At 65.0% G+C, this 26,946-nt stretch carries 25 protein-coding genes; 17 read left to right on the top strand and 8 right to left on the bottom strand.

Annotated features, from left to right (window positions below; all coding sequences use genetic code 11):
* Nucleotides 1–55: 55 nt before the first annotated feature.
* Nucleotides 56–1,021, bottom strand: a complete 966-nt coding sequence (locus TVC13_RS06005; RefSeq protein ID WP_422400320.1) for a zinc-binding dehydrogenase — start codon at nucleotides 1,019–1,021, stop codon at nucleotides 56–58.
* Nucleotides 1,022–1,166: 145 nt separating this feature from the next.
* Here TVC13_RS06005 and TVC13_RS06010 point away from each other — a divergent pair, with 145 nt between their 5' ends.
* A complete protein-coding gene (locus TVC13_RS06010; RefSeq protein ID WP_369299106.1) occupies nucleotides 1,167–1,241 on the top strand; it encodes a 50S ribosomal protein bL37 in 75 nt (24 codons plus the stop codon).
* A gap of 86 nt (nucleotides 1,242–1,327) precedes the next feature.
* Here TVC13_RS06010 and rsrA read toward each other — a convergent pair whose 3' ends face one another.
* Nucleotides 1,328–1,588, bottom strand: coding sequence for a mycothiol system anti-sigma-R factor (rsrA, locus tag TVC13_RS06015; RefSeq protein ID WP_422400321.1), 261 nt, complete (start codon nucleotides 1,586–1,588; stop codon nucleotides 1,328–1,330).
* On the bottom strand, nucleotides 1,585–2,358 hold the full coding sequence (locus TVC13_RS06020) for a sigma-70 family RNA polymerase sigma factor (protein WP_422400322.1): 774 nt from the start codon (nucleotides 2,356–2,358) through the stop codon (nucleotides 1,585–1,587). Before TVC13_RS06020 ends, rsrA begins: the two co-directional genes overlap by 4 nt.
* Before the next feature lie 259 nt (nucleotides 2,359–2,617).
* On the opposite strand from TVC13_RS06020, the gene TVC13_RS06025 reads away from it, so the two are divergent.
* The 7 genes from TVC13_RS06025 to TVC13_RS06055 all read left to right on the top strand — a co-directional run bounded on the left by TVC13_RS06025 (nucleotide 2,618) and on the right by TVC13_RS06055 (nucleotide 9,774).
* On the top strand, nucleotides 2,618–3,199 hold the full coding sequence (locus tag TVC13_RS06025) for a DoxX family membrane protein (protein WP_422400323.1): 582 nt from the start codon (nucleotides 2,618–2,620) through the stop codon (nucleotides 3,197–3,199).
* A gap of 5 nt (nucleotides 3,200–3,204) precedes the next feature.
* Nucleotides 3,205–4,539, top strand: a complete 1,335-nt coding sequence (aroA, locus tag TVC13_RS06030; protein ID WP_422400324.1) for a 3-phosphoshikimate 1-carboxyvinyltransferase — start codon at nucleotides 3,205–3,207, stop codon at nucleotides 4,537–4,539.
* 2 nt (nucleotides 4,540–4,541) lie between these two features.
* A complete protein-coding gene (gene rsgA, locus TVC13_RS06035; protein WP_422400325.1) occupies nucleotides 4,542–5,660 on the top strand; it encodes a ribosome small subunit-dependent GTPase A in 1,119 nt (372 codons plus the stop codon).
* Nucleotides 5,661–5,748: 88 nt separating this feature from the next.
* The gene (gene hisN / locus TVC13_RS06040) at nucleotides 5,749–6,564 is read left to right on the top strand and encodes a histidinol-phosphatase (protein ID WP_422400326.1); all 816 of its coding nucleotides are present in this window, start codon (nucleotides 5,749–5,751) and stop codon (nucleotides 6,562–6,564) included.
* 1 nt (nucleotide 6,565) lies between these two features.
* Nucleotides 6,566–7,348 carry a class I SAM-dependent methyltransferase gene (locus TVC13_RS06045; RefSeq protein WP_422400327.1) on the top strand — a complete coding sequence of 261 codons (783 nt, stop codon included), beginning with the start codon at nucleotides 6,566–6,568 and terminating at the stop codon, nucleotides 7,346–7,348.
* Nucleotides 7,349–7,460: 112 nt separating this feature from the next.
* Nucleotides 7,461–8,558, top strand: coding sequence for a carboxylate-amine ligase (locus TVC13_RS06050; protein ID WP_422400328.1), 1,098 nt, complete (start codon nucleotides 7,461–7,463; stop codon nucleotides 8,556–8,558).
* 118 nt (nucleotides 8,559–8,676) lie between these two features.
* Entirely contained in the window at nucleotides 8,677–9,774 is a 1,098-nt protein-coding gene (locus TVC13_RS06055) for a carboxylate-amine ligase (protein ID WP_422400329.1), read from the top strand.
* Between the two features lie 48 nt (nucleotides 9,775–9,822).
* On the opposite strand, the gene TVC13_RS06060 is transcribed toward TVC13_RS06055, so the two are convergent.
* Entirely contained in the window at nucleotides 9,823–11,526 is a 1,704-nt protein-coding gene (locus TVC13_RS06060) for an alpha-glucosidase (RefSeq protein WP_422400330.1), read from the bottom strand.
* 226 nt (nucleotides 11,527–11,752) lie between these two features.
* Here TVC13_RS06060 and TVC13_RS06065 point away from each other — a divergent pair, with 226 nt between their 5' ends.
* On the top strand, nucleotides 11,753–12,250 hold the full coding sequence (locus TVC13_RS06065; RefSeq protein ID WP_422400331.1) for a DUF1269 domain-containing protein: 498 nt from the start codon (nucleotides 11,753–11,755) through the stop codon (nucleotides 12,248–12,250).
* 91 nt (nucleotides 12,251–12,341) lie between these two features.
* Nucleotides 12,342–12,716: a hypothetical protein gene (locus TVC13_RS06070; RefSeq protein ID WP_422400332.1), complete on the top strand. Its 375-nt coding sequence runs from the start codon at nucleotides 12,342–12,344 to the stop codon at nucleotides 12,714–12,716.
* Between the two features lie 13 nt (nucleotides 12,717–12,729).
* On the opposite strand, the gene TVC13_RS06075 is transcribed toward TVC13_RS06070, so the two are convergent.
* Nucleotides 12,730–13,425, bottom strand: coding sequence for a uracil-DNA glycosylase (locus tag TVC13_RS06075; RefSeq protein ID WP_422400333.1), 696 nt, complete (start codon nucleotides 13,423–13,425; stop codon nucleotides 12,730–12,732).
* A gap of 388 nt (nucleotides 13,426–13,813) precedes the next feature.
* On the opposite strand from TVC13_RS06075, the gene TVC13_RS06080 reads away from it, so the two are divergent.
* From TVC13_RS06080 to TVC13_RS06090, 3 genes are read left to right on the top strand one after another with little or no spacing between them, the layout of a single operon-like run.
* Nucleotides 13,814–14,182, top strand: a complete 369-nt coding sequence (locus tag TVC13_RS06080) for a DUF6507 family protein (RefSeq protein WP_422400334.1) — start codon at nucleotides 13,814–13,816, stop codon at nucleotides 14,180–14,182.
* On the top strand, nucleotides 14,179–16,080 hold the full coding sequence (locus TVC13_RS06085) for a hypothetical protein (RefSeq protein ID WP_422400335.1): 1,902 nt from the start codon (nucleotides 14,179–14,181) through the stop codon (nucleotides 16,078–16,080). Before TVC13_RS06080 ends, TVC13_RS06085 begins: the two co-directional genes overlap by 4 nt.
* Nucleotides 16,077–16,649 carry a hypothetical protein gene (locus tag TVC13_RS06090; RefSeq protein ID WP_422400336.1) on the top strand — a complete coding sequence of 191 codons (573 nt, stop codon included), beginning with the start codon at nucleotides 16,077–16,079 and terminating at the stop codon, nucleotides 16,647–16,649. Before TVC13_RS06085 ends, TVC13_RS06090 begins: the two co-directional genes overlap by 4 nt.
* 234 nt (nucleotides 16,650–16,883) lie before the next feature.
* Here TVC13_RS06090 and TVC13_RS06095 read toward each other — a convergent pair whose 3' ends face one another.
* The 3 genes from TVC13_RS06095 to TVC13_RS06105 form a co-directional block, all read right to left on the bottom strand.
* Nucleotides 16,884–17,444, bottom strand: coding sequence for a hypothetical protein (locus TVC13_RS06095; protein ID WP_422400337.1), 561 nt, complete (start codon nucleotides 17,442–17,444; stop codon nucleotides 16,884–16,886).
* A 54-nt stretch (nucleotides 17,445–17,498) separates the two neighbouring features.
* Nucleotides 17,499–18,083: a hypothetical protein gene (locus tag TVC13_RS06100; RefSeq protein WP_400486659.1), complete on the bottom strand. Its 585-nt coding sequence runs from the start codon at nucleotides 18,081–18,083 to the stop codon at nucleotides 17,499–17,501.
* 77 nt (nucleotides 18,084–18,160) lie between these two features.
* On the bottom strand, nucleotides 18,161–18,670 hold the full coding sequence (locus TVC13_RS06105) for a hypothetical protein (protein WP_422400338.1): 510 nt from the start codon (nucleotides 18,668–18,670) through the stop codon (nucleotides 18,161–18,163).
* Nucleotides 18,671–18,913: 243 nt separating this feature from the next.
* On the opposite strand from TVC13_RS06105, the gene TVC13_RS06110 reads away from it, so the two are divergent.
* Genes TVC13_RS06110 through TVC13_RS06125 form a run of 4 tightly spaced genes read left to right on the top strand, consistent with a single transcriptional unit; the run spans nucleotide 18,914 to nucleotide 26,891 of the window.
* Nucleotides 18,914–20,959 (top strand): hypothetical protein, encoded by a 2,046-nt coding sequence (locus tag TVC13_RS06110; RefSeq protein ID WP_422400339.1) that lies wholly within the window; start codon nucleotides 18,914–18,916, stop codon nucleotides 20,957–20,959.
* Nucleotides 20,959–22,572 carry a type I restriction-modification system subunit M gene (locus TVC13_RS06115; protein WP_422400340.1) on the top strand — a complete coding sequence of 538 codons (1,614 nt, stop codon included), beginning with the start codon at nucleotides 20,959–20,961 and terminating at the stop codon, nucleotides 22,570–22,572. The genes TVC13_RS06110 and TVC13_RS06115 overlap by 1 nt, the downstream gene beginning before the upstream one ends.
* The gene (locus TVC13_RS06120; protein ID WP_422400341.1) at nucleotides 22,572–23,693 is read left to right on the top strand and encodes a restriction endonuclease subunit S; all 1,122 of its coding nucleotides are present in this window, start codon (nucleotides 22,572–22,574) and stop codon (nucleotides 23,691–23,693) included. The genes TVC13_RS06115 and TVC13_RS06120 overlap by 1 nt, the downstream gene beginning before the upstream one ends.
* The gene (locus TVC13_RS06125; protein ID WP_422400342.1) at nucleotides 23,694–26,891 is read left to right on the top strand and encodes a type I restriction endonuclease subunit R; all 3,198 of its coding nucleotides are present in this window, start codon (nucleotides 23,694–23,696) and stop codon (nucleotides 26,889–26,891) included. It begins immediately after the preceding gene.
* The last annotated feature ends 55 nt before the right edge of the window (nucleotides 26,892–26,946 follow it).

Genomic DNA, 26,946 nt, shown 5'->3' on the forward strand with positions numbered 1-26,946 from the left:
AGAGAAGCGGGCGCGGGTTGGCGCCCGCCTTTTCTGTCTGCGGATCCGAACCCCGCTAATGCCGGAAGACGATCTTTCCGGTGGCAGCGCCGTCGTGCATCCGGCGGAATCCCTTGGCAGCATCCTCAAGCCCCAGCACCGAGTCGATCTCTGGACGCACACCCGTGGCCAGCAGGAACTGGACCAGGCGCTGGAGCTCGGCGCGGGTGCCCATGGTGGAACCGAGGACCTTTAGCTGCAGGAAGAAAACCCGGTTCAGGTCGGCCGGAGGGTTCGGACCGGACGTGGCACCGCAGGTCACCAGGGCTCCGCCGGGCTTGAGGGCCTTCAGCGAATGGCTCCAGGTCGCTTCACCCACCGAATCAAACACAGTGTCCACGCGCTCTGGCAGCCGGGCACCGGATTCAAAGACCGCCTCAGCGCCCAGCCGCCGTGCGTCCTCGAGTTTGGCCGGGCTGCGTCCGGCCACCCAGACCCGGAACCCCGCAGCCGAAGCAAGCGCTGTCAGGGCCGTTGATACCCCTCCCCCGGCTCCCTGGATCAGCACCGTGGATCCGGGAGCAGCAGGTGAAACGGTAAAGAGCATGCGGTAGGCCGTAAGCCACGCCGTGGGCAGGCAGGCAGCTTCCTCGAAGCTCAGCTGGGCAGGCTTTGGAACCAGGTTGCGTTCAGGAACCCAGACCTCGTCTGCCATGGTGCCCGGGTAGCGCTCGGAGAGCAAGGTGCGGCGGGGATCAAGGGTTTCGTCACCGTCCCAGCCGGGAGTTGAAATCACCGAGTGCACAATTACGTCATTGCCGTCGTCGTCCACTCCCGCGGCATCGCAGCCCAGGACCATCGGCAGGCGGTCAGCCGGCAGGCCCGTGCCCTGCAGGGACCACAGGTCGTGCCTGTTCAGTGCCGATGCCTTCACCCGCACACGCCGGAAGCCCGGCTCCGGTTCACGGCTGGGAAGCTCACCTACCACCAGGCCGCTGAGCGGGTCCTCCTGGGACTGGGACTGGGCGTACACGGCTCGCATGATGAACTCCTTTGGTCGCTTGGTTGATTCATCCTAGGCGAAGCGCCGGCGCGGCCGCGCATGCAGCGGGCCTGCATTTATGCCAACGGGCGCAGTGTGTGGGAGACTGAAGGGCAGAACTTGAAAGCGAAAGAAGGAGGCAGCCATGAGCAAGCGAGCACGCAAGCGTCGTGACCGTAAGCGCGGCGGCGCAAACCACGGCAAGCGTCCCAACACTTAAGTTCGGGCGTCTGGCCGGATTTTCCGCGCTAACGAAAGAAAACCCCCGCAGCCTTCCGGCAGCGGGGGTTTCCTTTTTACGTCAGGCTAGTGGTCCGCCGACTGGATCTGGCTGATCCTTGCGAGGATATTCGCCTTCAGCGTCTGCGGCGCTTCTTCCGTGCAGGAACGCTTTACGACCGAGCGGATCACACACTCGAGGTCGTGTTCCTCGGCGCATTCCGGGCATCCGTCGAGGTGCTCCTTGATTTCCACCAGGTCTTTATGCGAGAGCGCACCGTCCAGGTATTCATACAGCCGTTCGATGCGTGCGTCATCGCAATCACCCAGGCTCTGGCAATCGCTCATAGTGTTTTCCCCTGATTCTCGGTTTCCGCCGCTCCGGAGGCAGCCTTCTGTGCCTTGCCCTTGATGCCCCGTTCATAGGCGTACTCGGCCAGCAGCTCGCGGAGCATCTTGCGTCCGCGGTGCAGCCGTGACATCACAGTGCCGATCGGCGTGTTCATGATTTCTGAAATTTCCTTGTACGCGAAGCCTTCGACGTCGGAGAAATAGACCGCCAGGCGGAACTCCTCCGGGATGGCCTGCAGCGCACTCTTGACGTCGGAATCGGGCAGGTGGTCCAGCGCTTCAGCCTCGGCTGAACGCAGACCGGAGGAGCTGTGCTCAGCTGCCCTGGCCAGCTGCCAGTCCTCCACGCCGTCCGAATTTGCCTGCAGCGGCTCGCGCTGGCGCTTGCGGTACAGGTTGATATACGTGTTGGTCAGGATCCGGTACAGCCAGGCCTTCAGGTTGGTCCCGGGCTTGTACTGGTGGAATGCCGAGAAAGCCTTGGTGTAGGCCTCCTGCACCAGGTCCTCGGCATCGGCCGGGTTGCGGGCCATGCGCATGGCAGCCGAATAGAGCTGGTCCACGTACTGCATGGCATCGCGCTCGAACCGCAGTTTGCGGGCCTCCTCCGGCTCGGTAGCCACGTCGAGGCCCGGATCTTCCACCTGTGGGCTGCCTTCCGGCACATCAGTTCTCATTAAGTCCAAGTGTAAGGGGCGTGTACGCGCCAGCAACCCGGGCACGGCCCCCTCTGCCGTGTTCCGTTCCTGGACCAGCGAACCCGCCATCCTTAGCCTCCGACTCCGTTTCCGACTGCCCGGCGGCGTGCGCGCCGGCCCTGCCGGTGCAGGACCGACATGAGCCATAACGGCCGCCCGCCTGCGGATATTCCTCGGCTGGAGCTTCGCCGGCGTTAAAGGCCCTGAGGTGTACAAGGGCACCAAAGGTGCCAGACTAGGGGTATCCGTTGCGTACGGCGTGTCCCGCGAGACACAGCCGTATCATCTTTGAACGCACGCCGGTCCGGCGTAACCCAGGAGGCCACGCATGAGCATTGTCCGAACCCTAGCCCGCCCGCTCCTCGCCGCCGGTTTTGTGGCAGCGGGTGTGGAGCGGCTGCGCAACGCCGAGCAGACCGCCCAGCAGCTCACCCCCACCCTGAACCGGCTGGGCTCGGCAGTGCCGTCCGCCGCAGGCCTCGCAGAGAACCCGGCCGCCGTCGCCCGGGTCCTCGGCGCCACCCAGCTCGGCGCTGCAGCCATGCTGGGCCTGGGCAAGTTCTCCCGGCTCGCAGGACTTGTCCTGGCAGCCACCGCAGGCGTGAACACGCTGGTGGAATACCGCAACGGCGATGCCACCACCGCCGAAGGCCGCAAGGAACGCCGCACCCAGCTGCTGAAGAACATGTCCCTGATCGGCGGCGTCCTGCTTGCCGCAGTGGACACCAACGGCCGTCCCGGACTGGCCTGGCGGGCCGAGCACCTGGTCTCGGACACACAGCGCAGCGTGCGGGCCATGGGCAAGGACGCCGGCCGCCGTTCCCGCAAGGTCACCAAGCAGACCCGTAAGCAGCTGGCCAAGGCAGACCGCGCCGTCCGCAGCGCCGCATCAGATATTGCAGGTTCCTAAGCACCATGACTGAAACATCCGCGCCCGTCGCTGAAGGCTGGCCGGCCCCCACCCCTGGCCGCCCCGTTACCGGGGTGGTCAGGGTTCCAGGCTCCAAATCCCTCACCAACCGTTACCTGGTCCTGGCCGCACTGGCCGACGGACCTTCCCGCCTCCGCGCGCCCCTGCACTCACGTGACTCCGCCCTGATGGTCACGGCGCTGCGGTCCCTCGGCGCCAAGGTCACCGAAGCTCCCGGCAGCGGACCGTTCGGTCCCGACCTGCTGGTTGAGCCGCTTCCGGCGTCCGCTTCCGGAAACACGGAAGTTGACTGCGGCCTGGCCGGAACGGTGATGCGCTTTGTGCCGCCGCTTGCCGCCCTGCGCACCGGCACGGCCGCTTTCGACGGTGATCCGCACGCCCGCCAGCGCCCGATGGGGGCAACCATCGAGGCCCTGCGCGGCCTGGGCATTGAGGTGGACGACGGCGGACGCGGCGCCCTGCCGTTCAGCGTCACCGGACGCGGCAGCGTTCCCGGCGGACGGCTGGAGATCGACGCCGGTGCCTCCTCCCAGTTTGTCTCCGCCCTTCTCCTGGCCGGCGCGCGCTTCACCAATGGACTGCATCTGATCCACACCGGGGACACCGTTCCCAGCCTTGACCACATCGCGATGACCATTCAGGTGCTGCGCCAGTGCGGTGTGGAGGTGGAGGACTCAGTGCCCAACGAATGGCAGGTGGCACCGGGGCCCATCAAGGCCTTCGACGTGGACATTGAACCCGATCTTTCCAACGCCGGTCCGTTCCTGGCAGCCGCTGTGGCCACCGGCGGCAGCGTAAGCATTCCCGGCTGGCCGTCCGGCACAACCCAGGTGGGCGATAAGTGGCGGAGCATTCTTCCGCAGATGGGTGCCACCGCCGAGCTGGCCGACGGCGTGCTGACAGTGACCGGCACCGGAGAAATCCGCGGCGGCACGTTCGCGGACACCAGCGAGCTTGCCCCGACCGTCGCTGCGCTCTGCGCACTGGCGGATTCGCCGTCGGTCCTCACCGGCATTGCCCACCTCCGCGGACACGAAACTGACCGGCTGGCGGCACTGAAGACCGAAATCAATTCTCTGGGCGGGGACGTCACGGAAACAGCTGACGGCCTGTCCATTCAGCCGGCTCCGCTGCACGGCGGGATCTTCGGCACCTACGCGGACCACCGCATGGCCACCGCCGGAGCGATCCTGGGACTCGTGGTCCCCGGCGTCGTGGTGGAGGACATCGCAGCCACATCAAAGACCATGCCCGAATTCGCGCAGCTCTGGACCGCCCTCGTGGCCGGAACCGGGCCGACGGCGGCGCGGGAGGAGTAGCCGTGGCACGAGGCACCTCAGGCTGGGACGAATCAGACGTCCGCATCCGCCCGAACAAAAAGGGCTCGCGGCCCCGCACCAAGGACCGTCCGGCCCACGAAGACGCCGTCACCGGGCGCATCATCACCGTTGACCGCGGCCGCTACACCGCGATCGTGGACGAAGACACCCCGCAGGAACGGATCGTCACCGCGGCCCGGGCCCGGGAGCTGCGGCGCACCCCCGTGGTCGCCGGAGATCTGGTGGGACTGGTCGGCGATGTCAGCGGCTCTCCGGACAGCCTCGCCCGGCTGGTCAAGGTCAATGAGCGGGCAACCCTGCTGCGCCGCTCTGCCGATGACACGGATCCGGTGGAACGCGTCGTCGTGGCCAACGCTGACCAGCTGGTGATCGTGGTCGCCGCTGCCAATCCGGAGCCGCGCACCGGGTTCATCGACCGTGCCCTGGTGGCGGCGTACGACGCCGGCATCTCTCCCCTGCTCTGCATCACCAAGGCAGACCTGAAGGACCCGGCCGAGCTGCTGGCCAACTATGAGCACCTGGACCTGAAGGTCCTCATCAGCCGCACGGCCTCGGACGAGGACGCGGGCGTCGATTCGGAATCCGACGACGGTCTTTCCGCCCGGCTGTCAGGAGGCGCCGTCGCGGCCCTGCACGAGCACCTGCTGGGCAAGGTGAGCGTCCTGGTGGGCCACTCCGGCGTCGGGAAGTCCACGCTGGTGAACGCGCTGACCGGCTCCCGCCGCGCCACCGGCGGAGTCAACGCCGTGACCGGCCGCGGCCGGCACACCTCCTCGTCTGCACTCGCGCTGAAGGTCCAGGACGCCCCGGCGGGCAGCTGGATCATCGATACTCCCGGCATCCGCTCCTTCGGGCTCGCGCACGTGGATCCGGACCGGATCCTCAGCGCCTTCCCCGATCTGGAACCGGGCACCGAAGCCTGCGAACGCGGCTGCCGCCATGACGACGACGCCGTGAACTGCGGCCTTGACGCCTGGGTTGAGTCGGGCAGCGCCGGGGCTGCCGGTCCCGCCCGGCTGGCCTCCCTGCGCCGGTTGCTGGGATCGGGCGGGCTGCGCACGGAGAACCGTGCCCAGGCCAAGGAACTGGGAACCCAGTAAGCACATCCTGGAGCCCCTTCCAGGCAGGCACACGCCGCGCGCCCGCGTAAACGTGGGCAGCGCAGCGGCAATAGCGATAAGTTGAAGTATGCCGTTCGTTCAGAACTACAACGATGATCTGCGTCTCGCCCATGTAATGGCCGACTCCGTGGACGACCAGACCATGTCCAGGTTCAAGGCCCAGGACCTCCGCATCGAGACCAAGCCGGACCTGACACCCGTCACGGACGCAGACAAGGCAGCCGAAGACGCCATCCGCGGCCAGCTCTCCCGTGCCCGGCCGCGCGACGCCGTCCTGGGCGAGGAATTCGGTTCAACCGGCTCCGGGCCACGGCGCTGGATCATCGATCCGATCGACGGCACCAAGAACTTTGTGCGCGGCGTCCCCGTGTGGGCCACCCTCATCGCGCTGGTGGACGACGGCGTTCCGGTAGTCGGCGTCGTCAGTGCACCCGCGCTGGGCAAACGCTGGTGGGCCGCAACGGGCACCGGCGCCTACATGGGCCGTTCCCTGGCGTCGGCAACCAGGCTGCGGGTATCGGATGTCTCCAACCTCGGCGACGCGTCCCTGTCCTACTCCAGCCTCACCGGCTGGAAGCAGCGCGGGACCCTGGACGAGTTCCTGGGCCTGACTGAGTCCGTGTGGCGGACCCGTGCCTACGGCGACTTCTGGTCCTACTGCATGGTGGCTGAGGGCGCGGTGGACATTGCCTGCGAGCCCGAGCTCAACCTCTACGACATGGCTGCACTGGTTCCAATCGTGACCGAAGCCGGCGGCCGCTTCACCTCCCTCGAAGGCGAAGACGGCCCCTTCGGCGGCAATGCCCTGGCCACCAACGGCATGCTTCACAACGAAGTACTGCAGCGTCTCAACCCCGACCTTGACGACCTTTTCCAGGACTGATTTGGCTTCCAGCGGACCCAAGCTCGACGGTCTGCGCCGCCGGCAGCTCGGCGGCAGCTACCGCACCGGTGCCGAACACTATGACCGGATCCGCCCCGGCTACCCGGTTGAAGCGGTGGAATGGCTCTTCGACGTTCCCTCGATCGCCGGACGAGCTGCTGCGTCCGTCTCGGTGGCGGACATCGGCGCCGGGACGGGAAAGTACACGGCTGCCCTCGCCTCAGCAGGCTTCCGGGTTCACGCCGTTGATCCTTCGGCGGACATGCTCGCCCAGCTCTCGCGGTCGCTGCCCGCAGTTCCGGTAACCGAGGGCACGGCCGAGCACACGGGTCTTCCGGACGCATCCTTCGACGCAGTCACCGTGGCGCAGGCCTGGCACTGGTGCGACCCGGTTGCTTCGGCCGCGGAGTTCAACCGGATCCTCGCTCCCGGGGGTTTTGCCGGACTGATCTGGAACCAGCTGGATGTCAGCGTGCCCTGGGTGCACCGGTTTTCCCGGATCATCCACGCCGGCGACGTTCTGCGGCCGGGTTTCCGCCCCGCCCTGGGGACGCAGCTGAAGCTGCAGGAATTCCACACCACCTCCTGGTCGGCGGCCATGACGCCGGAAGACCTGGCGGAACTTGCCCAGTCCCGCGCCTACTACCTCTCTGCCTCAGAGCCCACCCGGGCCAAGGTCCTGGCCAACCTCTCCTGGTACCTCCACGACCACCTTGGGCACGCTCCGGGCGAAGAGCTGCAGCTGCCATATCTCACCTTTACCTGGCGTGCGGTCCGGCCCTGAGCCCCATGCAACGGATAGTTCCTCCAACCCCCTCCCGGCCGCACCGGGACCTGCTCTAAACTGAGCCGACGGGCAGGCATCTCCCGGATTCTTCGGCGACCAGGGGCAACGCATGGCGACGTTCGGCATCGAGGAAGAGTTCCTGCTCGTCGATCCGGCCACGGGGTTCCCGGCCCCCCGCGCTGCGGAAATCTCCAGAGCCCTTGCCGCTGCCCCTGCCGTCCTGCCCCCGGGCACACCCGCACCAGCCGGGCAGGCGGAGTTCCTCGCCTGCCAGCTTGAAACCTCCACTGTCATCTGCGAGACGGTGGAGGAGGCAGCCGCTTCCCTGCTCAGCGCACGCACCGCGATAGCCGGTGCCGTAACAGAGGCCGGAATCGGCGTCGTGCTCTCCGGGGCCGCCCCGCGCATTGCGGACAGTCCCGCCGAAGTATCCGGCACCGAGCGCTACCAGGCGATGGGCTCGCTGACCGGGGCGGTCGCCGGGGAGCACTATCTCAACGGCACACACGTCCATGTTGGAGTTCCCGACCGCGAAACCGGCATCGCTGCGCTGAACAGGCTCCGCCCCTGGCTCTCCACACTCGCGGCGCTGAGCGGCAACTCCCCCTTCTGGCGCGGGCGGGACACCAGCTTCGCCAGCTGGCGGCTGATCCATTACCGCCGCTGGTCCGTGCAGGGGTGCCCGCCGGAGTTTGCGGACGCTGCGGACTACGACCGCAGGCTGACCCGCCTGCTCGACTCTGATGCTGTTCTGGACGCCGGACACATCGGCTGGGCGGCCCGGCTGTCCCAGCGCTACCCCACCGTGGAAGTGCGGGTGGGTGATGCGCAGCTCGAGGCCGCTGATTCCGTGCTGCTGGCGGCCCTGGTGCGCGGACTGGTTCTAACAGCCACGGCGGCCCCGGGGCCTGCCCCTGAACCCGAGCTGCTCGACGCCGGACTATGGCAGGCGGCGAGGTACGGGCTGGGGGGACGGCTGATGGGGGCCATGGGCGATTCATCCGCTGCAGCGGACCAGGTAGGAATGCTGCTGGAGCACATTCGTCCGGCGCTGGAGGACAGCGGAGACCTGGACTATGTCCACCGCGGGGTGCAGCGGATGCTCGTTTCCGGAACGGGCGCGGAACGCCAGCGTGCCGCATACGCTTCCGGGGGCTGGGACGGGCTTACCAGCCTTTTCGGGTCGGCCCTGACCGCCGAAGCGTAACGCCGCAACAAAACCTCAGCCTGCTTCTCATTTGGCTTCGGGGTGCCCTTCGGCCCTAGTCTTTTCGAGGAAGTGCTGCAGGTGGATGCCTGCAGCCGGAAAAGATCTGGAGGGATGCATGGCGACACTGGGCATCGAGGAAGAGTACCTGCTGCTGGACCCGGTCACCGGGCTTCCGGTGCACAAGGCCGGGGAAGTCGCAGGCTATCTGCACCGCTCGCCCCGGGTCACGGACGGCGAAATCCAGCGTGAACTGCTCAGCTGCCAGATTGAAACCGCCACGCCGGTCTCGGCCACTCTGACGGAGGCTGAGGAATACCTGCTGAACTTCCGCGGCCAGCTTGAAACAGCAGCCCGCAAGGCAGGGGTGGTGGCCTCAGGAACGGCCTCCGCGCCGGTCATCGAAGACCACTACCCTGAGCTGACGGACAAGGAACGCTACCGTCAGCTGCGGGACAGCGCTCCGGGGATCGTCGGGGACCAGTTCGTGAACGGCCTCCATGTCCACGTTTCCATCCCGGACCGCGAGGCCGGGGTCCAGGCACTGAACAGGATCCGGGAATGGCTGCCGGCCATTGTCGCCCTCAGCTGCAACTCCCCCTACTGGCTGGGCCGGGACAGCGGCTTCGGCAGTTGGCGCGTAGTCCACTACCGCCGCTGGCCGGTCCAGGGCTGCCCTCCCACGTTCCAGGACGCAGCGGACTACGAACGCCGGGTTGCACAGCTGGTGTCCACCGGCGCCATCCTCGACCGGGGTGTGCTGACCTGGATGGCCCGGCTTTCTGATTCATATCCGACGTTGGAGGTACGCGCCGGTGATGCCCAGCTGCGGGCCCGGGATTCCGTCCTGATCGCCGCCCTGATCCGGGGGCTGGTAAGTACCGCGGTCGACGAGGCAGCCCGCGGGATTGACCGTCCGGTGCCCGAATCCGAGCTGCTCGATGCTGCCATGTGGCAGGCCGCCCGTGAAGGACTGACCGGCAAGCTGGTGGATCCGGTGAGTGCCGCGCTGGTTCCGGCGAAGGAGAGGATCCAGGCCCTGCTGGACTTCACTGCCGGTGCACTCGACGCCGAGAATGACACGGACTGGGTACGTGCCGGGCTTCAGGACATCTGGGAATCCGGTACCGGTGCGGAACGCCAGCGCTGTGCCATGGCCAGCGGCGGAACGGCACGGCTGCTTGAGCTGTACGGGGCGGCGCTCACCGCTGAGTGACTCGCCGCTTCACCGCTCCCTGTCCAGCGGCCTCCCGCTGGACAGGGCTTATGGCTGCCCGCTGATGTCCACCACGCGGGCTTCCCAGGGCCCCAGGACTGTCTCCTGCCGGCCGGGTCCGTAGTTGCTGAGGATCAGCTCACCCTGTTGGAGGTCCGCCGGCACGGCTAGATCCCGGCCCGAGAGGTTGCCCATGACGCCCAGACTCATCTCCCCCAGGCTGCGTCTGAAGGCGAAAAGGGCCGGATGGTTGGCGTGGAGGAGCTGGAAGTCCCCTGTCGCGACAACCGGCAGTTCGTGGCGCATCCGGATGAGCTGCCGGTAGTAGCGGAAGACCGATTTTTCCGAGGCCTGGTCGCGTTCCACGTTGATTTCTTTATACCGGGGGCCGATCCCGATCCAGGGCACTCCGTCCGTAAACCCGGCACCCGGTCCCGGGGTCCACTGCATGGGTGTCCTGGCGTTGTCCCGGCTGGCGTGCCGGAGGATCTCCAGGGCCGCCGAAGGATCCATGCCCCTTGCGGTGGACTCTGTGTAGTAGTTCAGGGATTCAACGTCACGGTACTGCTCAATGGTGGCGAAGCCGGCATTCGTCATGCCGATTTCTTCCCCTTGATAGATGAAGGGCGTTCCGCGCTGCATATGCAGCAGGGTCGCCCACAGAGTGGCTGACTCGTAGCGGAAGACGCCGTCGTTCCCGTACCGGGACACATGGCGTGGCTGGTCGTGGTTGCTCAGGTACAGGCTGTTCCAGCCCCGCTCGGCCAAACCGTGCTGCCAGCGGTTCCAGCTGGTCTTCAGGTCCCGCAGGTTTACCGGACGACGGTCCCATTTGCCGCCCGGTCCGTGGTCCAGGTTCACGTGTTCGAACTGGAACAGCATGTCCAGCTCATTCCGGTAGGGATCGGTGAACAGCCGTGCTTCCTCAACGGTTGCTCCGGTGGTTTCCCCAACAACCAGATAGTCCCCGCTGCGGTGTGCAAACACCGCACGCATCATCTCCTGCACAAACTCATGCACCCGGGGCCCCGAGGTGTAGAAGGGAGCACCGTCGCCCCACACGCCGCCAAACTGGATCATGCTGTCAGGGAAGCGCTGATCCTTGGATATGTAGTTCACGGCGTCCATCCGGAAACCGTCAATTCCCCTGTCCATCCACCAGTTCATCATCGTGTAGACCCGGTTCCGGACCCGGGTACTAGCCCAGTTCAAATCAGGTTGGTGGCGCGAAAAGATATGCAGGTAGTACTGCTGTGTGGGCTCATGCCACGTCCACGCTGAGCCGCCAAAAAGGGATCCCCAGTTGTTGGGTTCCGCACCGGGCTCGCCGCCGCGGAACCCGTGGCGCGGATCACGCCAGTAGTAGGAGTCCCGGGAAATACTCTCACGGGAGGAGACGGACCGTTGAAAAGCATCGTGGTCAGTGGAGGTGTGGTTGATGACCAGGTCCATGATCATCTTCATGCCGCGGGCATGAACCTCGGAGAGCAGCTCGTCGAATTCATCCTCTGTGCCGAACAACGCATCAACTTTCCAGTAGTTGCTGATGTCGTAGCCGTTGTCCCGCTGCGGGGACTCGTGGATTGGGGAAAGCCAGAGAACGTCAACCCCGAGTTCCTGCAGGTAATCCAGCCGCCTGATGATGCCGGTCAGGTCACCGATGCCGTCGCCCGTGGTGTCCTGAAAACTGCGCGGATAGATCTGGTAGACCACCGCGTTGGTCCACCATGCCGGGCGGGAAAGGTCCCTCATTCAGGCTCCTGGGTCGGCGGTCCGGGCGTGCCGCAGAACTGAGTCTACGACCGCACAACCCTGCGGGACAGAGACAGCGGGAAGACTTGGGCGGCAGCGGGCTTCCCGGGCCCTGTTCCCTTGCCGCGGGCGGCCGGCGCTGGCTAGCGTGGCACCTACTCTAACCGTCCGTGTGCCCGGCACACGCCGGATAGTGCCTGGATCCCAACTGTTTGGAGCATCTGCCATGGCAACACTTACCGTATGGAAATTCCCCGACGCGGACGCAGCTGAAAGGGCAACGCAAACCCTGGCCAGCCTTGAGTCCCAGAGCCTCATCACCGTGCAGGACGAGGCCATTGTCACCTGGCCCCAGGACAAGAAAAAGCCCCGGACCATCCAGGAGCACAACATGGTTGGCGCCGGCGCCCTGGGAGGAGGTTTCTGGGGCCTGCTGTTTGGGCTGATCTTCTTCATCCCGCTGATTGGTGCAGCTGTCGGAGCTGCTATCGGTGCCCTGACCGGCTCCATGGTGGACGTCGGCATCGACGACAATTTCATCAAGCAGGTCCGCCAGGAAGTCACTCCGGGCACCTCGGCCCTGTTTGTGCTCTCCTCCGATGCTGTGGAGGACAGGGTCCTTGATGCCTTCAAGGATGGCTTCCCGGGTGCGACGCTGATCGCCACCAACCTCTCCAAGGACCAGGAAGCGAATCTGCGGCAGGCCTTCGCCGAGGCAGACTAGGTTCCGGCAGCTAAGGGCTGCGAAACCTGCGGCCCGGGGCGCCCGCCCCCCCCCCCCCCCCCCCCCCCCCCCCGGCCGTATCGTTGAAGTGATGATTACTCGACGCCAGGCAGCCCAGTACCTTGATATTCCGCTCGAAATGGCCGCCAAGCACGGCATCCCGGCGCGGCTGGAACAGGCCGAGCTCAACGAGCTCGACGCCAATCCTCCGGCCTGGCTGGCACAGTCGCGCGCCAACCGCACCGGCAAGCGGCCCGTCTGGGTACAGCTGGAATGCGCGGTGTGCGGTTTCCGCGAAACGGCCCGTCCGAAGAAGTGGTGGCCGGAGTTTACTTTTGTGGCCTGTGACGACCACAGCGGCCGGGAACTGCCGGCAGTTCCTGAAGGCAGCGTCCGCAGTGAATATGAGGGTGTTGGCTCCCGCTTCACCGGAATCGTCGATGTTCCGGTGAGCGGGTCGAACTAGCTTTCGAGCTTTTCTAGCGGCCGGTCGCAGCCAGACCGGTGCGGGCCATCGCGTCCTTGTAGACGATCCGCATTTCGGCCAGCGATTCCTGCTGGCGTTCCTCTGTGGCGCCGAACGAACGGCCTTCGGCAGAGCGTGCCTTGTAGACCTTGAAACTGCGGCGGTAGATCATCCTGTTTTCAGTCTTCAGGAATGCTGCTGCCAGCCGCTGCGCCTCGGTGCCGTGGGCAACGATGACCGATGCCCGGGGAACCAGTGCCAGGAAGCGCAGCAGCGGCTTCAGGCCCTCGGCAACTTCTTCCTTGGTGAGCTTGGTGTGCGGCTCTCCCGGGGTGTACCAGGGGTGGACGTTCCACGGCATGACGTATTTGGGCTGCAGGCCCACCTGCCAGTGAACGCCGAGGAGGCGGGTGACGGCTTCGTCACTGCCGGCGGTGATGAAGCCCGACGGGTGAGCTGGGCCGTTGTTTGAGAACAGGCTCACGATCCGGGCTTCGTCCACGTCATGCTGCGGATCGATATAGGGAACTTCGCTGCCGGGCTTGAGTCCGGCGAGGGTGTCGCACAGCTGGTTTACTTCAGCGACATTGGGTTCGTAGCGGCGGTCGAACAGGGACAGCGCGCTTGAATCTGCGGATGATTCTGCGGGGGTTTCCGCGGGGGAATCTTCGTGGGCGTCTGCGGACGTTTCTGCGGGGGCGGACTGCATGGGGGTGGCGCTTCTCCTACGGTATTGCGTGTCTTCCCGCCGCGGGGCGTGGGGCACAGTGCAGCTGCTCCGGCCTGGCGGCACCTGCGAAGGCGCAGGGCAGAGCGGAGCAGCAGGTCAGTGGTGGGTGCGGTGGAAAGGGGCGCCTCCGCGCCGGAAGCCGGACACTGCTGTGGGCAGTGCGGCGGGCGAAGGGCTTCTTCCAAGCTTACCAAGGGCTGGCCGGGACCGGTGCCAAATATGGTCCGCTGCAGCCCCGCCGCGGGGTCTTCCTGCGTTCCCGCTCCCGGCCCAAGGCCCTGACATGGGTAGTTCTGCCCATCGACTTCGGCAGGGAAAGGATCCAGACTCTCCGGTAACGAAGATGTCCATCATCTCCAGGGGGAACATGCAGTACGAGATCCAGCCGGGTGTCATCCATGCGGCCATCGTGGATATCGCTGCGGACGGCCAGGCTCTGCTCGACGCCGGCAGGGATGCCGGGAGCAGCGCTGACCAGCTCGCCGGAAGCTTTGGTTCCGCGGCAACGGTCGCCGGGGCATTTTCCACGTTCTGGGATTCGCGCCGGGATGTCGCACAGAACGTCGCCAGCCTGGTCTTCCGCAAGACCTCTGCCTTGGCAGACGCCACCGCGGCTTTTGTGGACGCTGACGGCCAGATGAGCGCTGCTGCCGAGTCGGCGCTGGCGAAGCTGCCCACAACCTACTCCCCTGCCTCCCCGCCGCGGACGGGCCGGCTCCGGTTCATGGAGGAATGATGGCAGGCGCCGCGCTCCCGGACATCAGTGGGAACTTCTCGGACCTAGAAGCCGCCGCCGAGGACCTGCGGGTGCGGGCTGGAGTGGCTGAGAGCTACCTGACCGACGCCGCGGCCGCGTGGAAGAGGGTGATTCCGGCGTACCAGGAACCGGCAACCCAGGACCTGGTGCACACGGCAATGGATTCGCTGGCCGATCCCATGGCCGGCTGGCGGTCGGCCCTCGTTGCCGCTGCCGGCATCATCCAGGACTTCGCTGCGGCCGCGGGCTATCTTCGCGCCGAGTGCCGGACACTCGAGGCTGAACGGCCCGCGGCCGCTCCTGCTGAAGACGATCCCTCTGCCCAGCGCGCCCTCGATGAATTCAACTCGCGCGCGGGTGACCTCACCCAGCGGTGGAACACCCTCCAGCAGGAGACAGCCGCCCGGCTCGCCTCCGTCTCCGGTGGCACCGGAGAGGGGTTGCCCATTCACGCCCGGGCCGGCGGACCCGTGCTCCCGAAGGTGGACTGGGCTGCCCTGACCGTCACCCTCGATGATCGACTGGGTGCCGTAACCCCCGGTCAGCTGCTGGAGTCACTCCGGGGGCTGGACAAGGCCGAGCTGAAGGCCTGGACCGAAGCCAATCCGGAGGCCGCCGCTTTGCTGGCCGCCAACACGCCAATGGGGCCGTTCTCCCCCGGAAGCCCGGAAGCAGCCATGTCCGCCGTGATGAATGACAGCCTGTCCCAAGCGGGAATCGCCGCAATCCGCGGTGCCTGGCTGGAACTCCCGGCAGCAGACCAGGAGAAGCTCCTGCTCCTCTACCCCGCCGTATTCGGAGCGCTCAACGGCGTGCCGTTTGCGTCCCGGGCGCACGCCAACACCATCACGGTGGCCGGCTACCGGCACACCGTAAAGCAGGAGCTGGATGCTTTGAAGAAACCGCTGCTCTCCAACTACGGGCATACAGAGGCAGCTGTAATCCTCTGGCAGCGTGATTACGAAGCGTGGGAAGCTGAACACGGCCGGCTGGCTGGCGAACTCAAGGGACTGGACTACTTGATCAGCGCCGACGCACAGGTAGTCATGGTCAGCACCGAAGGAGACGGACGGATCGTCACCATGAAGGGCACGCCCTCCGCGGAGGTGACGACGTCGGCTGTCCTGGTGCCGGGGACTGAAGCCGCCTTGGGCAGCGTGGAAAGCTACACGGACCGGCTGAACGCCGTGGACGGGGACGCCGGGCCGGAAAAACTCTCCTTCTATTGGCAGGGATCGGACCTGCCGGACGAACTTCACCACAACCTCACCAGCTCTTATAACGAGGAGGGAGGTCCGCTGCTGGCGGCCTTCGACCATGCGCTGGATCTTGAAGTTCCCCCTGACACCCGCAGCACCTATATCGGCTACAGCGCCGGCGGCTCGCTGCTGGGCACCGGCGAACGTTTGGGCCTGGATGCCACGAACATCGTTTACGTGGCGACCGCCGGAACCGGCTACGAAGTATCGAGTCCTCAGGACACCGCCAACCCGGACGCCAACCGTTATTGGATCCAGACCCGTGATGACCCGATCACGGTAGCGCAGGTGGCCGGCGGCGGGTTCCACAGCGGGTCGTTCTGGAGCGGCGGAGATCCCAAGACTCAAATGGGCGCCGTGCGCCTGGAGTCCGGGTTCCTGGACCAGGCCCGGACGGATGCGCTGATGAAGGGACACACGGACTACTTCGTCGAGCGGTCAACGTCCGCGGCAAACATCGAGGCTGTGATCGATGGAGGTGAGGTGAGGTTGTACGTTGAAGAGGTATTCCACTACGGATTCGGCTACTCCTACTGGGAAAGCCCGCTGGAAGACCGCCCGGAAGATTACACGATCAGAAAGTGGCCGACTGTGAGCACCGAGAGTCTCGAAAAATGAACCTGCGTCCAGCCGCTGCAATCTCCGCAGCAATCGTCCTGACCGCATCCCTGGGAGGCTGTGCCATGAACACCGAAGGAACACCTGATCCTGCCGGAGAGACATCCCCGGATTATCTGTCCCGGTTTGAACAGGTCTTTCCCGCCCTGGTGGAACAGGCCGACGCCGGACTCCTTATCGAGGACCTGCGGGAGCAGTCCTGCCTGCGCCCTGAGATCGAGGAGCAGCATCTGGAAACCAGGTGGCTTGGCATCGCTGCCAACTCGGTGCCCGACAGCGACACAGCCAACGCCGCACTAGACCGTGTAGGAGCATGGCTGGACGCTGAAGGATGGGAACTCCAGGATGAGATCACCTCTCCGCCTAAGGAACGCGGCGACATCCGGGTCTTGGTGTATTCCCAGGACGATGTGGTCCTCACTGCCACCTACCGGGAAAGCGGACAACCGTGGGTGGAAGTTCTGGCGAACACGCCCTGCCGGGAGAACCCGCCGGAACACCAGATGCAGCGCTCCGAGCTTGATCCGGATTACGGCATCTCCAGCCAGTACTACCAGGACGGCGCGTAAATCCCCACCCGGTTAGGACTGCTTCTGCTGCCGCCACACCTTCCAGCTCTGCGCTATGAAGACGCTGTGTGGGGTCTGCGAGCCGCGTAGTTCGCGTGCACCTTCCCACCTGTTCGACCATGGCCATGAGCTTCTGGTCTGCTGAGGGTTTGGACGGCATTTCGCCCAAGGTCTGACATTGCTGGGGTTCTCCTGCCCCCCAGCAGCAGGAGAACCCTCAACTTATTGCGTTTCTCAGCCGCCAACCTGGATCCGCGCGGCTTCCTGAAGCAGAGGATCGGTGATCACCACTGTCGCCGGGCCCGGAGCGATGTCGAAAACGACCGTGCCGCGGGACTTGTCTCCCATTTGAACCTCTCCGCTGGCCAGCTGGTTATCGGCAAACATGTAGTACTCCCCTGCCCGGCCTTCAGCATCCTTTGCGTTGAAGTACAGCGGGTTGGACGAGGTGACTCCGGCTTCGGTTTCCCAGAGCACGTCAAGAACGAGGAACCCTCCGTTCTGCGCCGCCGGGGCGAAGGACTGGGTGCTGGCCGTGTCGCTGTACTCAGCGGAGACCACAGTAATGCGGGCTGTGTTCCCATTTCCCATGTCGGCGGTGAAGGGAACGCCCACCGAAGGTGCAGCTGGTGCCTCCGGCGCCGGGGTCTCCACGGTCTCGGGAGCGGTCGCGGCAGGCTGTCCAGCGTCTGTTCCGCTGCCGCCGGTTTCAGCGGAGCAGGCCGACATGGTCAGCCCCAGGATCAGCGCTGCGGAGGCGGCGAGCGCCGGCTTGCGGATGTGATTAATGTTCATCGTTCTTCCTAACTGTTGTTGATTCTTTTCCGGTTGTTCTTTGCGCCGGGAGCGTTACTGCTTCTCCCACGTACCGCAGCGGGCCGTGTTGAAGTCCTGGCCTTCTGCCAGCGTGACCACCGGGCGTCCACCACCCGGGATGTCGTTTTCGAGGATGTCCGCACCGTTGGAACCGCTGCGCAGCACCGCCCAGTAGCACCGGGATCCGACCTCACCGGAGGATCTGTACGTGCCTGGAGTGATGTCGCGCCCAACCGTCCACGTACCGTCGGAAACCGTGTTCGCCGCTTTCTCTTTCTCGGCTCCCGTAACCGCCTCTTCGCGTGCTTTGACCGCTTCCTCCCGCTTCACCAGCTCCAGTCCCTGGGCGATTTGTGCCTCTTCCTTCTCGGCGACAGCGTCCTCGCGGCTGCTCATCCCGGCCGACAGACGTACGTACCGCGCGTCGAGATCTTGGTAGTCCCCAATCGCCTCTTCCAGTTCGGCGGCCAGGACTTTGTATTCTTCGCTGGCTGTCGGATCGGTGAGGAGGACACCGGACACGGCTCCCACGCCAACAAGGAGCACCACGGCTGTGGTGCGTCCCAGCCAACGACGCTTGCGTTTCGGCTCCGGAAGCTCCTCTTCCAGCACTGGCATCCCTGCAGGGGTCCCGGAGGCCTGTTCCGGTTCCCGAGTAGGCGCTTTCCCGACGCCGGGCGGCCAATGAGCATTCATCACTTCGCCTCCACGACTTCGATGACGACGTTCATTCCGCTGTCCGGGTGATAGCCCCACGTAGCGGAGAATTCACCCCACTGCGCTTCCTGCCGGCCGTCCAGAGCCCGGGTGTTTCCCATCCGGCTGCTGACGCTGTCCGGCATCCCCAGCTCATCCAGCACACAGACGACGTCGGAATAGGAGGCTCCGGATGTTTCCTCGCCCTCGGTGTCCATGGAGAGGCTCTGGCCCTCGTCGCCCAGCTCGATCCAGATTTCATCCTCTACTCCGCACTCAGCCACGGCCTGGCTCAGCGCCTGTGACTGGGTGCCCAGATCGATCTGCGCTATTCCGATGCCCAGGATCAGTCCTGCGGCCAGCCCAGCCCCCGCCCAGAGAAAGGGCGTCTTCTTGCCGGGTGTCTTGAGGAACGGATTATGGGTGCCCTCAGAATCACCAGGACCCTGCGGCGCTGCTGCAGGGGCATCAGTGCCGGGCCCCGGCTGGTTGCTGGTTTCTTGTGTCATGGTTGTTCCTTCGTGACAGGGAGCGGGAGAAAGAGGCGGACCCGCGGCTGCTCCCCCCCAACCGTTAGCAACCGCGGATCCCGGGTTCAGCTCGCCGGCCGTTCCCGTTCCATCAACCTAAGCCGCGTCACCCTGATATCGAGCCGCGGTTGCTGATAACCCCTCTTATCAGGATTATGCTCCGCATAGATTGGCTAGCCCCTAAGCTGTAACCACAGGACTAATCCAGAGAAGGGAGATGCAATGACGGCGTCATCAGCACTGCACATCTCCCTTTCCGATGTGGCTTCCCTTGCAAGAGTCCAGCGCGCAGTGGTTTCCATGTGGCGGACCCGGTTCCGCAGCAAGGAACGCCCCTTCCCGGCCCCGGTGACACAGACCGGCGGCCAGGAACTGTTTGATGCGCACGAGGTTGCTGCGTGGCTGGTCGAGACAGGTCATGGAAACAATCCGCAGGCTCAGGACGACCTTGCGGCGTTTGCCGTGCTGGCCGGCGGCCGCCGGGAGGACCCGCTGGCATTCCAGGCCCTGACATCACTTCTGACCCTCCTGGCCATGAGCGGCGAGCCCTTTCCGCATTGGGATTCTGAAGACCTGCTGGACCTTGCAGATGAACACGACCCCGATGACGAGCTCCTTTACCGCGAGCTGGAAGCCGTTCAGGCGGACCTGCCTGTCCTGGCACGGTTCGCTTCCGAGCTGGCAGACGCCGCGTTCAACCCGGCTGCCGCCTTTGAACTGTTGATGGCAAACCGGTTCCGTGCCGGCCTGCGAAGCCACACTGATACTGCACTCACAGATGAAGCAGCCCGGCTGGTCGCCGGGATCGCTGTCGAACTGGCCGCCGGCCTCCCGGAGCCAGTGTTCGCCGACCCGTCCGACGGCGGCAGCGACCTTTTGCTCGCACTTGCCGCCGCCCTCGGCGACGCGGCCGATGCCACCCTCGTGACGCGCAGCGGAGGAGGAGAGACCGCGCGGCTGGTCCGCCGGCGGCTCCGCGTCCACGGCATATCCGGCCGCACCCTCACCGTTGATCCCTCCGGGGAGTTCGGGATCGACGGCGCCGCCGTCCACCTGGCGCATTACCCCTCCCCCGGCCGTCCCGGAATGACTCCACTGGAGATCCTCACGGCAGTGGACCAGGCAGTGCTGCAAATGGATGACCGCCAGCGCGGGGTTGTTCTGGCACCTGCTGCTGTCCTGTCAGATGTACTGCCCAAGGGCGACGCGAGGGAGGTCCGCGCCGGGCTGATCCGTGACGGCCGTGTTCGGGCCATAGTGCGGTTGCCGGAGGGCCTGCTCCGCAGCAAACCCCGGCAGGCACTGGCTCTTTGGGTGCTGGGTCCGGCGCACCCTGACGTGCCCATCGCGGACCGCTGGACCGTAGTAGCGGATCTGTCTGGCGAAAAACTCAATCCCGCCACGGCCAAGGACCTCATCAGCGACGTGGCTGCGAGCCTTGGATCCCAGGAGCATGTCCGCGCCCACTCCTTCCGCTTCGCCCGGCCTGTCCTTACCCGGGTCATCCTGCCGGGCAGCACGGCGCTAACCGCCGCAGCCCACGCCGCGCCTCCGGTATCCGGTCCGCGTGGTGCGGCTGCTGCTCTGCGGGCGGACGAGCTACTGGAGGGACTGAGCACTGGCTCTCCCCAGGACCATTTGTACAGGTACTCCGTGGAACCCACGCCCGACGGCGGAACGCGGCGCCGTCCTCGCCCGCTCGGGCGGCTCATGGAAGAGGGCATAGTCACGTATGTGCCGGGGACCCGGCTTGCGGACGGTCTGGTCAGCGCTGCGGGCAGTGTCCCGGTCTATGGAACTCCCGAGCTGCTCGGCACCCAGCCGAAAGGGACCCGCCGTATGGAACTGCTGGACTTTTATGCCCACGTGGTCGACCGCAGGACGGAACCCGGCGACGTCGTGTTCTGCACCGGTCCGCAGGCCGCAGCGTTCGTCGATGCCGCGGGTGGCGCCGTCGTTCAGTACCCGGCCCGTGTGCTGCGTGTAAACAAGACGAAGCGGTCCGGGGTGCTGCCTGAGCTGGTGGCAGCGGACATCAACGCCCAAGCAGACACCCCGGGAAGCTGGCGGCGCTGGCCGGTCCGGCAGATCCCTGCCGACCCCGGACCGGAGGTCTCCAGTCTCCTGCTGGAGCTCGACACCCAGCGTGCCCAGGCGCGTGCCCGACTGAAACAACTCGATGAACTCACTACGCTTGTCTTGGACGGCGTAGCCGGTGGAACCGTCACCGTGACAGCCACTCACGCCCCAATGGAAGGAATCACCTAGTGCCCCCGAAGACAAAGGTTGCGGCCGCGCCGTCAACCATGAAGGAACTCAAGGACACGCTCTGGAAGGCCGCCGACAAGTTGCGCGGCTCCATGGATGCGTCCCAGTACAAGGACGTGATCCTGGGGCTGGTCTTCCTGAAGTACGTTTCCGACGCCTTTGACGAGCGCCGCGAGCAGATCCGAGTGGAGCTCGAAGCCGATGGGATGAACGAGGACCAGATTGCCCAGTTCATTGACGACGTCGACGAGTACACCGGCCGCGGTGTCTTCTGGGTCCCGGCCCGGGCCCGCTGGCAGTACCTGGCTGAAAATGCCAAAGGCACCCAGGCCTCCGCCGACGCCCCGGCGAAGTCCATCGGTGAACTGATCGATGACGCAATGACGCTCATCATGGGTGCCAATCACACCCTCGCCGCCACCCTGCCCACCATTTACAACCGCGACAACGTGGACCAGCGACGCCTCGGCGAGCTGCTGGACCTGCTGAACTCCGCCCGGTTCACCGGCGACGGCGCCAAGAAGGCCCGCGACCTGCTCGGCGAGGTCTACGAGTACTTCCTCGAGAAGTTCGCCCGTGCCGAAGGCAAGCGGGGCGGCGAGTTCTACACACCCGCCGGCGTCGTCCGTGTGCTGGTGGAGGTTCTGGAACCGGACCACGGCCGTGTTTATGACCCGTGCTGCGGCTCCGGCGGCATGTTCGTGCAGACCGAGAAGTTCCTGGAAGCCCACAAAAAAGAGGGCTCGGACATCTCGGTTTACGGGCAGGAGCTGAACGAGCGCACCTGGCGCATGGCCAAGATGAACCTGGCCATCCACGGGCTCAACGGCAACCTTGCCTCCCGCTGGGGCGACACCTTCGCCCGGGACCAGCACCCGGAGATGGAAGCCGACTATGTGCTGGCCAACCCGCCGTTCAACATCAAGGACTGGGCCCGTTCCGAGTCCGATCCGCGCTGGAAGTACGGCGTGCCGCCGGCCAACAACGCGAACTACGCCTGGATCCAGCACATCATTTCCAAGCTGGCGCCGGGCGGCAAGGCCGGCGTGGTCATGGCCAACGGCTCCATGTCCTCCAACTCCGGCGGCGAAGGCCAGATCCGCGCCCAGCTGGTGGAGGCCGATCTGGTCTCCTGCATGATTGCCCTGCCCACCCAGCTGTTCCGCAGCACCGGCATCCCGGTCTGCACCTGGTTCTTCGCCAAGGACAAAACCGCCGGTCCCAACGGTTCCATCGACCGTTCCGGCCAGGTCCTGTTCATCGATGCCCGCAATCTGGGGCACATGGTGGACCGCGCCGAGCGTGCGCTCTCTGATGAGGACATCGACAAGATCGCCAACACGTTCCGTGCCTGGCGCGGCAAGGCTTCCGCTGTTGAGGCCGGCTTGGAGTACGACGACGAGCCGGGCTTCTGCTATTCGGCCACGTTGGAGGAGATCAAGGCGGCCGACTACGCCCTGACTCCGGGACGATATGTAGGTGCTGCTGCGATTGAAGACGACGGCGAGCCGATCGAGGAGAAGATCGAGCGGCTGAAGAAGGAGCTGTTCGAGCAGTTCGAGGAATCCGACCGGCTCGCGAAGGTCGTCCGCGAGCAGTTGGGGCGGATCTGATGGTTTGGGTAACGAAAACCGTTGAGGAACTCTGTCAGACAGTCACGAGCGGTGGGACCCCGAACCGAAGCCATCCTGAGTTTTACTCGCCGCCCGAAATTCCATGGATCAAGACCGGGGAGCTTACCGACGGGCTCGTGACTCGCTATGAGGAATCAATTTCACAGCAGGGGCTTGCAAACTCATCGGCCAAGTTGCTGCCCTCAGGAACAATCCTGATGGCGATGTACGGGGCGACCGTTGGCAAGCTGGGGATCTTGTCGAGCCCAGCCACATGCAATCAAGCTTCTTGCGCGCTCATAGCAGATCCGGAGGTCTGCCACGGGAAGTGGCTCTTTTACGCACTTCTAAACGACCGGGAGCACATAGTTTCGAGAGCCAACGGGGCGGCACAGCAAAACCTCAGCGGCACGACCATCAAGTCGTTTTCGTACGCTGTCCCGTCGGTCAGCGAGCAGCGGGCGATCGCGGAGGTACTGGGGGCCCTCGACGACAAGATCGCCGCCAACTCCAAACTCGCTGAGACCTCATCGACCACATCGCAGGCCTTGTTCCAGCAACTGATTGCCGCTTCCAGTGAGCTAACCACCCTAGGCGAGCTGCTCAACCTCGAATATGGCAAGGCACTCCCAGCGGCAAAAAGGGCACATGGCCATGTTGCTGTTTACGGTAGCGGTGGCGTCGTCGGGGCCCACAATGAGGCCTTGAAAGATGGACCTGGAATTGTCGTCGGCCGGAAGGGTTCGGCGGGAATGGTCTATTGGTCACCGGGACCGTTCTTCCCGATCGATACCACCTACTACGTAGATCCAAAGCTGGGCTCAGAGACGCTTCCATTCTGTTACCACGTTTTGAAATCCCTACGGCTGGCCGAGATGAACTCGGACTCTGCAGTCCCCGGGTTGAATCGGGCCGAAGCACTAGCTACAAAGGTTCAGAAGGTCGATTACCCAGCCATATCGAACTTCTGTGCCGCCGCGGCGCCGTTGTTTGAGCTTGCTGCGGAGTATGAGCAGGAAAACAGGACCCTCGCAGCCACCCGCGACGCACTGCTCCCGCAGCTGATGTCCGGAAAACTGCGAGTAAAAGATATCGAAAACACCATGGGGGAAATGGTCTAAATGGCACAGGCACAGCAGCTGGGGTATTCCGAAGCCGACTGGGAAGGCGACGCACTGGAAATGCTCGCTGAACCGCTCGGCTGGCGTCCGAAAACCGGACACGACATTGCACCCGGCACCGGCGAACGCGATTCCTGGGATGAACTGCTCATCCGACCCCGGCTGCTGGCCGCCCTGCAGAAGTTCAACCCCGAAGTCCCCGTCCAGTACCTCAAGCAGGCCCTGGCGGAGATCTCGGCTCCCACGTCCACCGATGCGATCACCGAGAACCAACGCATCCACGACTACCTCACCAACGGCTTCCGCCTCACCTACATCGACGCCGACGGCACGGAAGTCAGCCCCACCCTGCGCCTGGTCAGCCACTCCCCCGACGACAACGACTGGCTCGCCGTCAACCAGGTCACCATCCAGCACGGCGACTACAAACGCCGCTTCGACCTGGTGCTGTACTGCAACGGCATGCCGGTAAGCATCATCGAACTCAAAAAAGCAGGCAGCAAGTCCGCCGATGTTGCCGCCGCCCACAACCAGCTGGCCACCTACGTCCGTGAATTCCCCATGGCATTCCGGTTCTGCGTCTTCACGCTCGCCTCCGACGGCCTGTTCGCCCGCTACGGCACCCCTTTCACCCCGCTGAACCACTTCTCGCCCTGGAACGTCGACGACGACGGCAAGCCCGTGCCTCCCGGCGCGCTGCTCGACGGCGAACCCGTCACCGGTTTGGACACTGCGCTGCTGGGCCTCTACAACCAGGAACGCTTCCTGCAGCTGATGAACAGCTACACCGCGTTCGACGAAGGCGCTTCCGGACTAATCAAACGCATCGCCAAACCGCACCAGTACTTCGCCGTCACCAAAGCCGTGGGAAGCACCGTGCAGGCGGTGGGCAGCAACGGCAAAGCCGGCGTCGTCTGGCATACCCAGGGCTCGGGCAAATCCATGGAAATGGAGCTCTACACCAACCTGGTGATCCGGCACCCGAAGCTGCGCAACCCGACCGTCGTCGTCATCACCGACCGCAACGAACTGGACGGCCAGCTCTACGAGACCTTCGTCCGCAGCCAGCTCCTGCCCGAAACGGCACGGCAAATCCGCAAACGCTCCGAGCTGCGGGAGGAACTCAGCAGCCGCACCACAGGTGGCATCTACTTCACCACGCTGCAGAAGTTCGGGCGCAGCAAGGCAGAACGCGACGCCGGTGCGGAGCACCCGCTACTCTCTGACCGCCGCAACATCATCGTCGTCGTCGACGAGGCCCACCGAAGCCACTATGACGACCTGGACGGGTATGCCCGGCACCTGCGCGATGCCCTGCCGCATGCCACGCTGATCGCGTTCACCGGTACGCCGATTTCCTTCGAGGACCGCAACACCCGTGACGTGTTCGGCGACTACATCGACATCTATGACCTGAACCGGGCCGTGGACGACGGCGCCACCGTCCCCGTCTACTTCGAGCCCCGCCTGATCAAGGTGGGCCTGGCCGACGGGGTCAGCGAGGAGTCCCTGGACCAGGCCGCCGATGAAGTCACCGCAGGCCTGGACGACACGGAACGGGCGCGCATCGAGAAGAGCGTCGCCGTCGTCAATGCCGTATACGGCGCGCCGGAGCGCATCGCCAAGCTGGCCGAAGATCTGGTGGCGCACTGGGAGAACCGGCGGGACCAGATGCGGAAGTTCATCGATGCCCCCGGCAAGGCCATGATCGTGGGTGGCACCCGCGAGATCTGCGCGAATCTTTATTCGGCGATCGTTCAGCTGCGCCCGGACTGGCATTCCGATGATCTGGAACGGGGAAAGATCAAGGTTGTCTATTCAGGGACTGCCTCGGACACTCCCCCGGTTTCCGACCATGTGCGCCGCGATTCGCAGAACGCCACCATCAAGCAGCGGCTCAAGGACGCGGACGATGAGCTGGAGCTGGTGATCGTCAAGGACATGATGCTCACGGGCTACGACTCCCCGCCCCTGCACACCCTGTACCTGGACCGGCCGCTGAAGGGCGCACTGCTGATGCAGACCCTGGCGCGGGTGAACCGCACCTACCGGGGAAAGGAAGACGGCCTGCTGGTGGCGTACGCCCCCCTGGCGGAGAACCTGTCGGCGGCGCTGAAGGAATACAGCCGCCAGGATGGCAAGCAGCAGCCGCTGGGCAAGAACATTGACGAAGCGATTGCGCTCACCGAAACACTGGTCGAGAAGCTCCGCGAACTGCTGGCCGGGCACAACTGGAAGGCCACACTGAACAAAGGCGGGCCCAAGGCCTTCCTGCACGCTGTCACCGGTGCCGTGAATTACCTCCGTGACCCGCTGACGCCCGGCAACGAGCCCGCCCCCGACAGTGAGACCCTGGCCTCCCAGTACCGCCGGTATTCGGGCCAGCTGGCCCGGGCCTGGGCACTCTGTTCAGGGTCGGCGCATCTGGCGCACCTGCTGCCCGAGATCAAGGTGTACGAAGAGATCCGGGTGTGGATGGCGAAGTGGGACGCCGAAGACCGCCAGTCCCGCGGGATCCCCGTACCGGAGGACATCTCCCGCCTGCTCGGCCAGCTGATTGCCACGTCAACGGTCTCGGGCGAGGTGATGGATATCTACGAGGCTGCCGGCATGCCCAAGCCTTCCCTCGAAGACCTCACTCCCGAGTTCATGGCGAAGACCCAGCAGGCGCGGAACCCGCAGCTCGCCATCGAGGCACTGAGGAAACTCATCTCCGAAGAGGCCCTGCGGACGACGCGGAACAACGCCATCCGGGAGCGTGCGTTCTCCGAGCGGATCACGGAGCTGATGAACAAGTACACCAACCAGCAGCTGACCTCGGCGGAGGTCATTGCAGCTCTGGTGGAACTTGCCAAGGAAGTCTCACAGGAGAAGAACCGCGGCAAGCAGTTCAACCCTGAACTTAACCAGGATGAACTGGCCTTTTACGACGCCGTGTACCAAAACGCTTCAGCCGTGGATGTTCAGGGTGAAGGCGTCCTCGCGAATATCGCCCGTGACCTGGTCGCCGTGATGCGGCGCGATGTCCGCACGGACTGGACGGTCCGCGACGATGTCCGTGCCAAGCTCCGCTCCTCCATCAAACGGCTGCTCGTCAAGAACGGCTATCCGCCGGACAAGCAGCCTGCCGCGATCAAGCTCGTCATGGAGCAGATGGAATCCATGGCGCCGCGGTTTGCGGAGGCCCGGGCGGGGTAGGTTTCCCGTTCTTCTCATTTCATCCCTGGTGGTCCGGCAGTTGTGCCGGGCCACC

This window comes from Arthrobacter sp. 3Tela_A, assembly GCF_049311025.1.
Lineage (GTDB): Bacteria > Actinomycetota > Actinomycetes > Actinomycetales > Micrococcaceae > Arthrobacter_B.

Coding starts and splice junctions, on each gene's coding strand:
- TVC13_RS06110 (WP_422400339.1), top strand. CDS start 18,914: ATGACGGCGTCATCAGCACTGCACATCTCCCTTTCCGATGTGGCTTCC.
- TVC13_RS06025 (WP_422400323.1), top strand. CDS start 2,618: ATGAGCATTGTCCGAACCCTAGCCCGCCCGCTCCTCGCCGCCGGTTTT.
- TVC13_RS06085 (WP_422400335.1), top strand. CDS start 14,179: ATGATGGCAGGCGCCGCGCTCCCGGACATCAGTGGGAACTTCTCGGAC.
- TVC13_RS06005 (WP_422400320.1), bottom strand. CDS start 1,021: ATGCGAGCCGTGTACGCCCAGTCCCAGTCCCAGGAGGACCCGCTCAGC.
- TVC13_RS06125 (WP_422400342.1), top strand. CDS start 23,694: ATGGCACAGGCACAGCAGCTGGGGTATTCCGAAGCCGACTGGGAAGGC.
- TVC13_RS06100 (WP_400486659.1), bottom strand. CDS start 18,083: ATGCCAGTGCTGGAAGAGGAGCTTCCGGAGCCGAAACGCAAGCGTCGT.
- TVC13_RS06050 (WP_422400328.1), top strand. CDS start 7,461: ATGGCGACGTTCGGCATCGAGGAAGAGTTCCTGCTCGTCGATCCGGCC.
- TVC13_RS06075 (WP_422400333.1), bottom strand. CDS start 13,425: ATGCAGTCCGCCCCCGCAGAAACGTCCGCAGACGCCCACGAAGATTCC.
- rsrA (WP_422400321.1), bottom strand. CDS start 1,588: ATGAGCGATTGCCAGAGCCTGGGTGATTGCGATGACGCACGCATCGAA.
- TVC13_RS06070 (WP_422400332.1), top strand. CDS start 12,342: ATGATTACTCGACGCCAGGCAGCCCAGTACCTTGATATTCCGCTCGAA.
- aroA (WP_422400324.1), top strand. CDS start 3,205: ATGACTGAAACATCCGCGCCCGTCGCTGAAGGCTGGCCGGCCCCCACC.
- TVC13_RS06055 (WP_422400329.1), top strand. CDS start 8,677: ATGGCGACACTGGGCATCGAGGAAGAGTACCTGCTGCTGGACCCGGTC.
- TVC13_RS06060 (WP_422400330.1), bottom strand. CDS start 11,526: ATGAGGGACCTTTCCCGCCCGGCATGGTGGACCAACGCGGTGGTCTAC.
- TVC13_RS06080 (WP_422400334.1), top strand. CDS start 13,814: ATGCAGTACGAGATCCAGCCGGGTGTCATCCATGCGGCCATCGTGGAT.
- TVC13_RS06065 (WP_422400331.1), top strand. CDS start 11,753: ATGGCAACACTTACCGTATGGAAATTCCCCGACGCGGACGCAGCTGAA.
- TVC13_RS06090 (WP_422400336.1), top strand. CDS start 16,077: ATGAACCTGCGTCCAGCCGCTGCAATCTCCGCAGCAATCGTCCTGACC.
- TVC13_RS06120 (WP_422400341.1), top strand. CDS start 22,572: ATGGTTTGGGTAACGAAAACCGTTGAGGAACTCTGTCAGACAGTCACG.
- TVC13_RS06105 (WP_422400338.1), bottom strand. CDS start 18,670: ATGACACAAGAAACCAGCAACCAGCCGGGGCCCGGCACTGATGCCCCT.
- TVC13_RS06095 (WP_422400337.1), bottom strand. CDS start 17,444: ATGAACATTAATCACATCCGCAAGCCGGCGCTCGCCGCCTCCGCAGCG.
- TVC13_RS06020 (WP_422400322.1), bottom strand. CDS start 2,358: ATGGCGGGTTCGCTGGTCCAGGAACGGAACACGGCAGAGGGGGCCGTG.
- hisN (WP_422400326.1), top strand. CDS start 5,749: ATGCCGTTCGTTCAGAACTACAACGATGATCTGCGTCTCGCCCATGTA.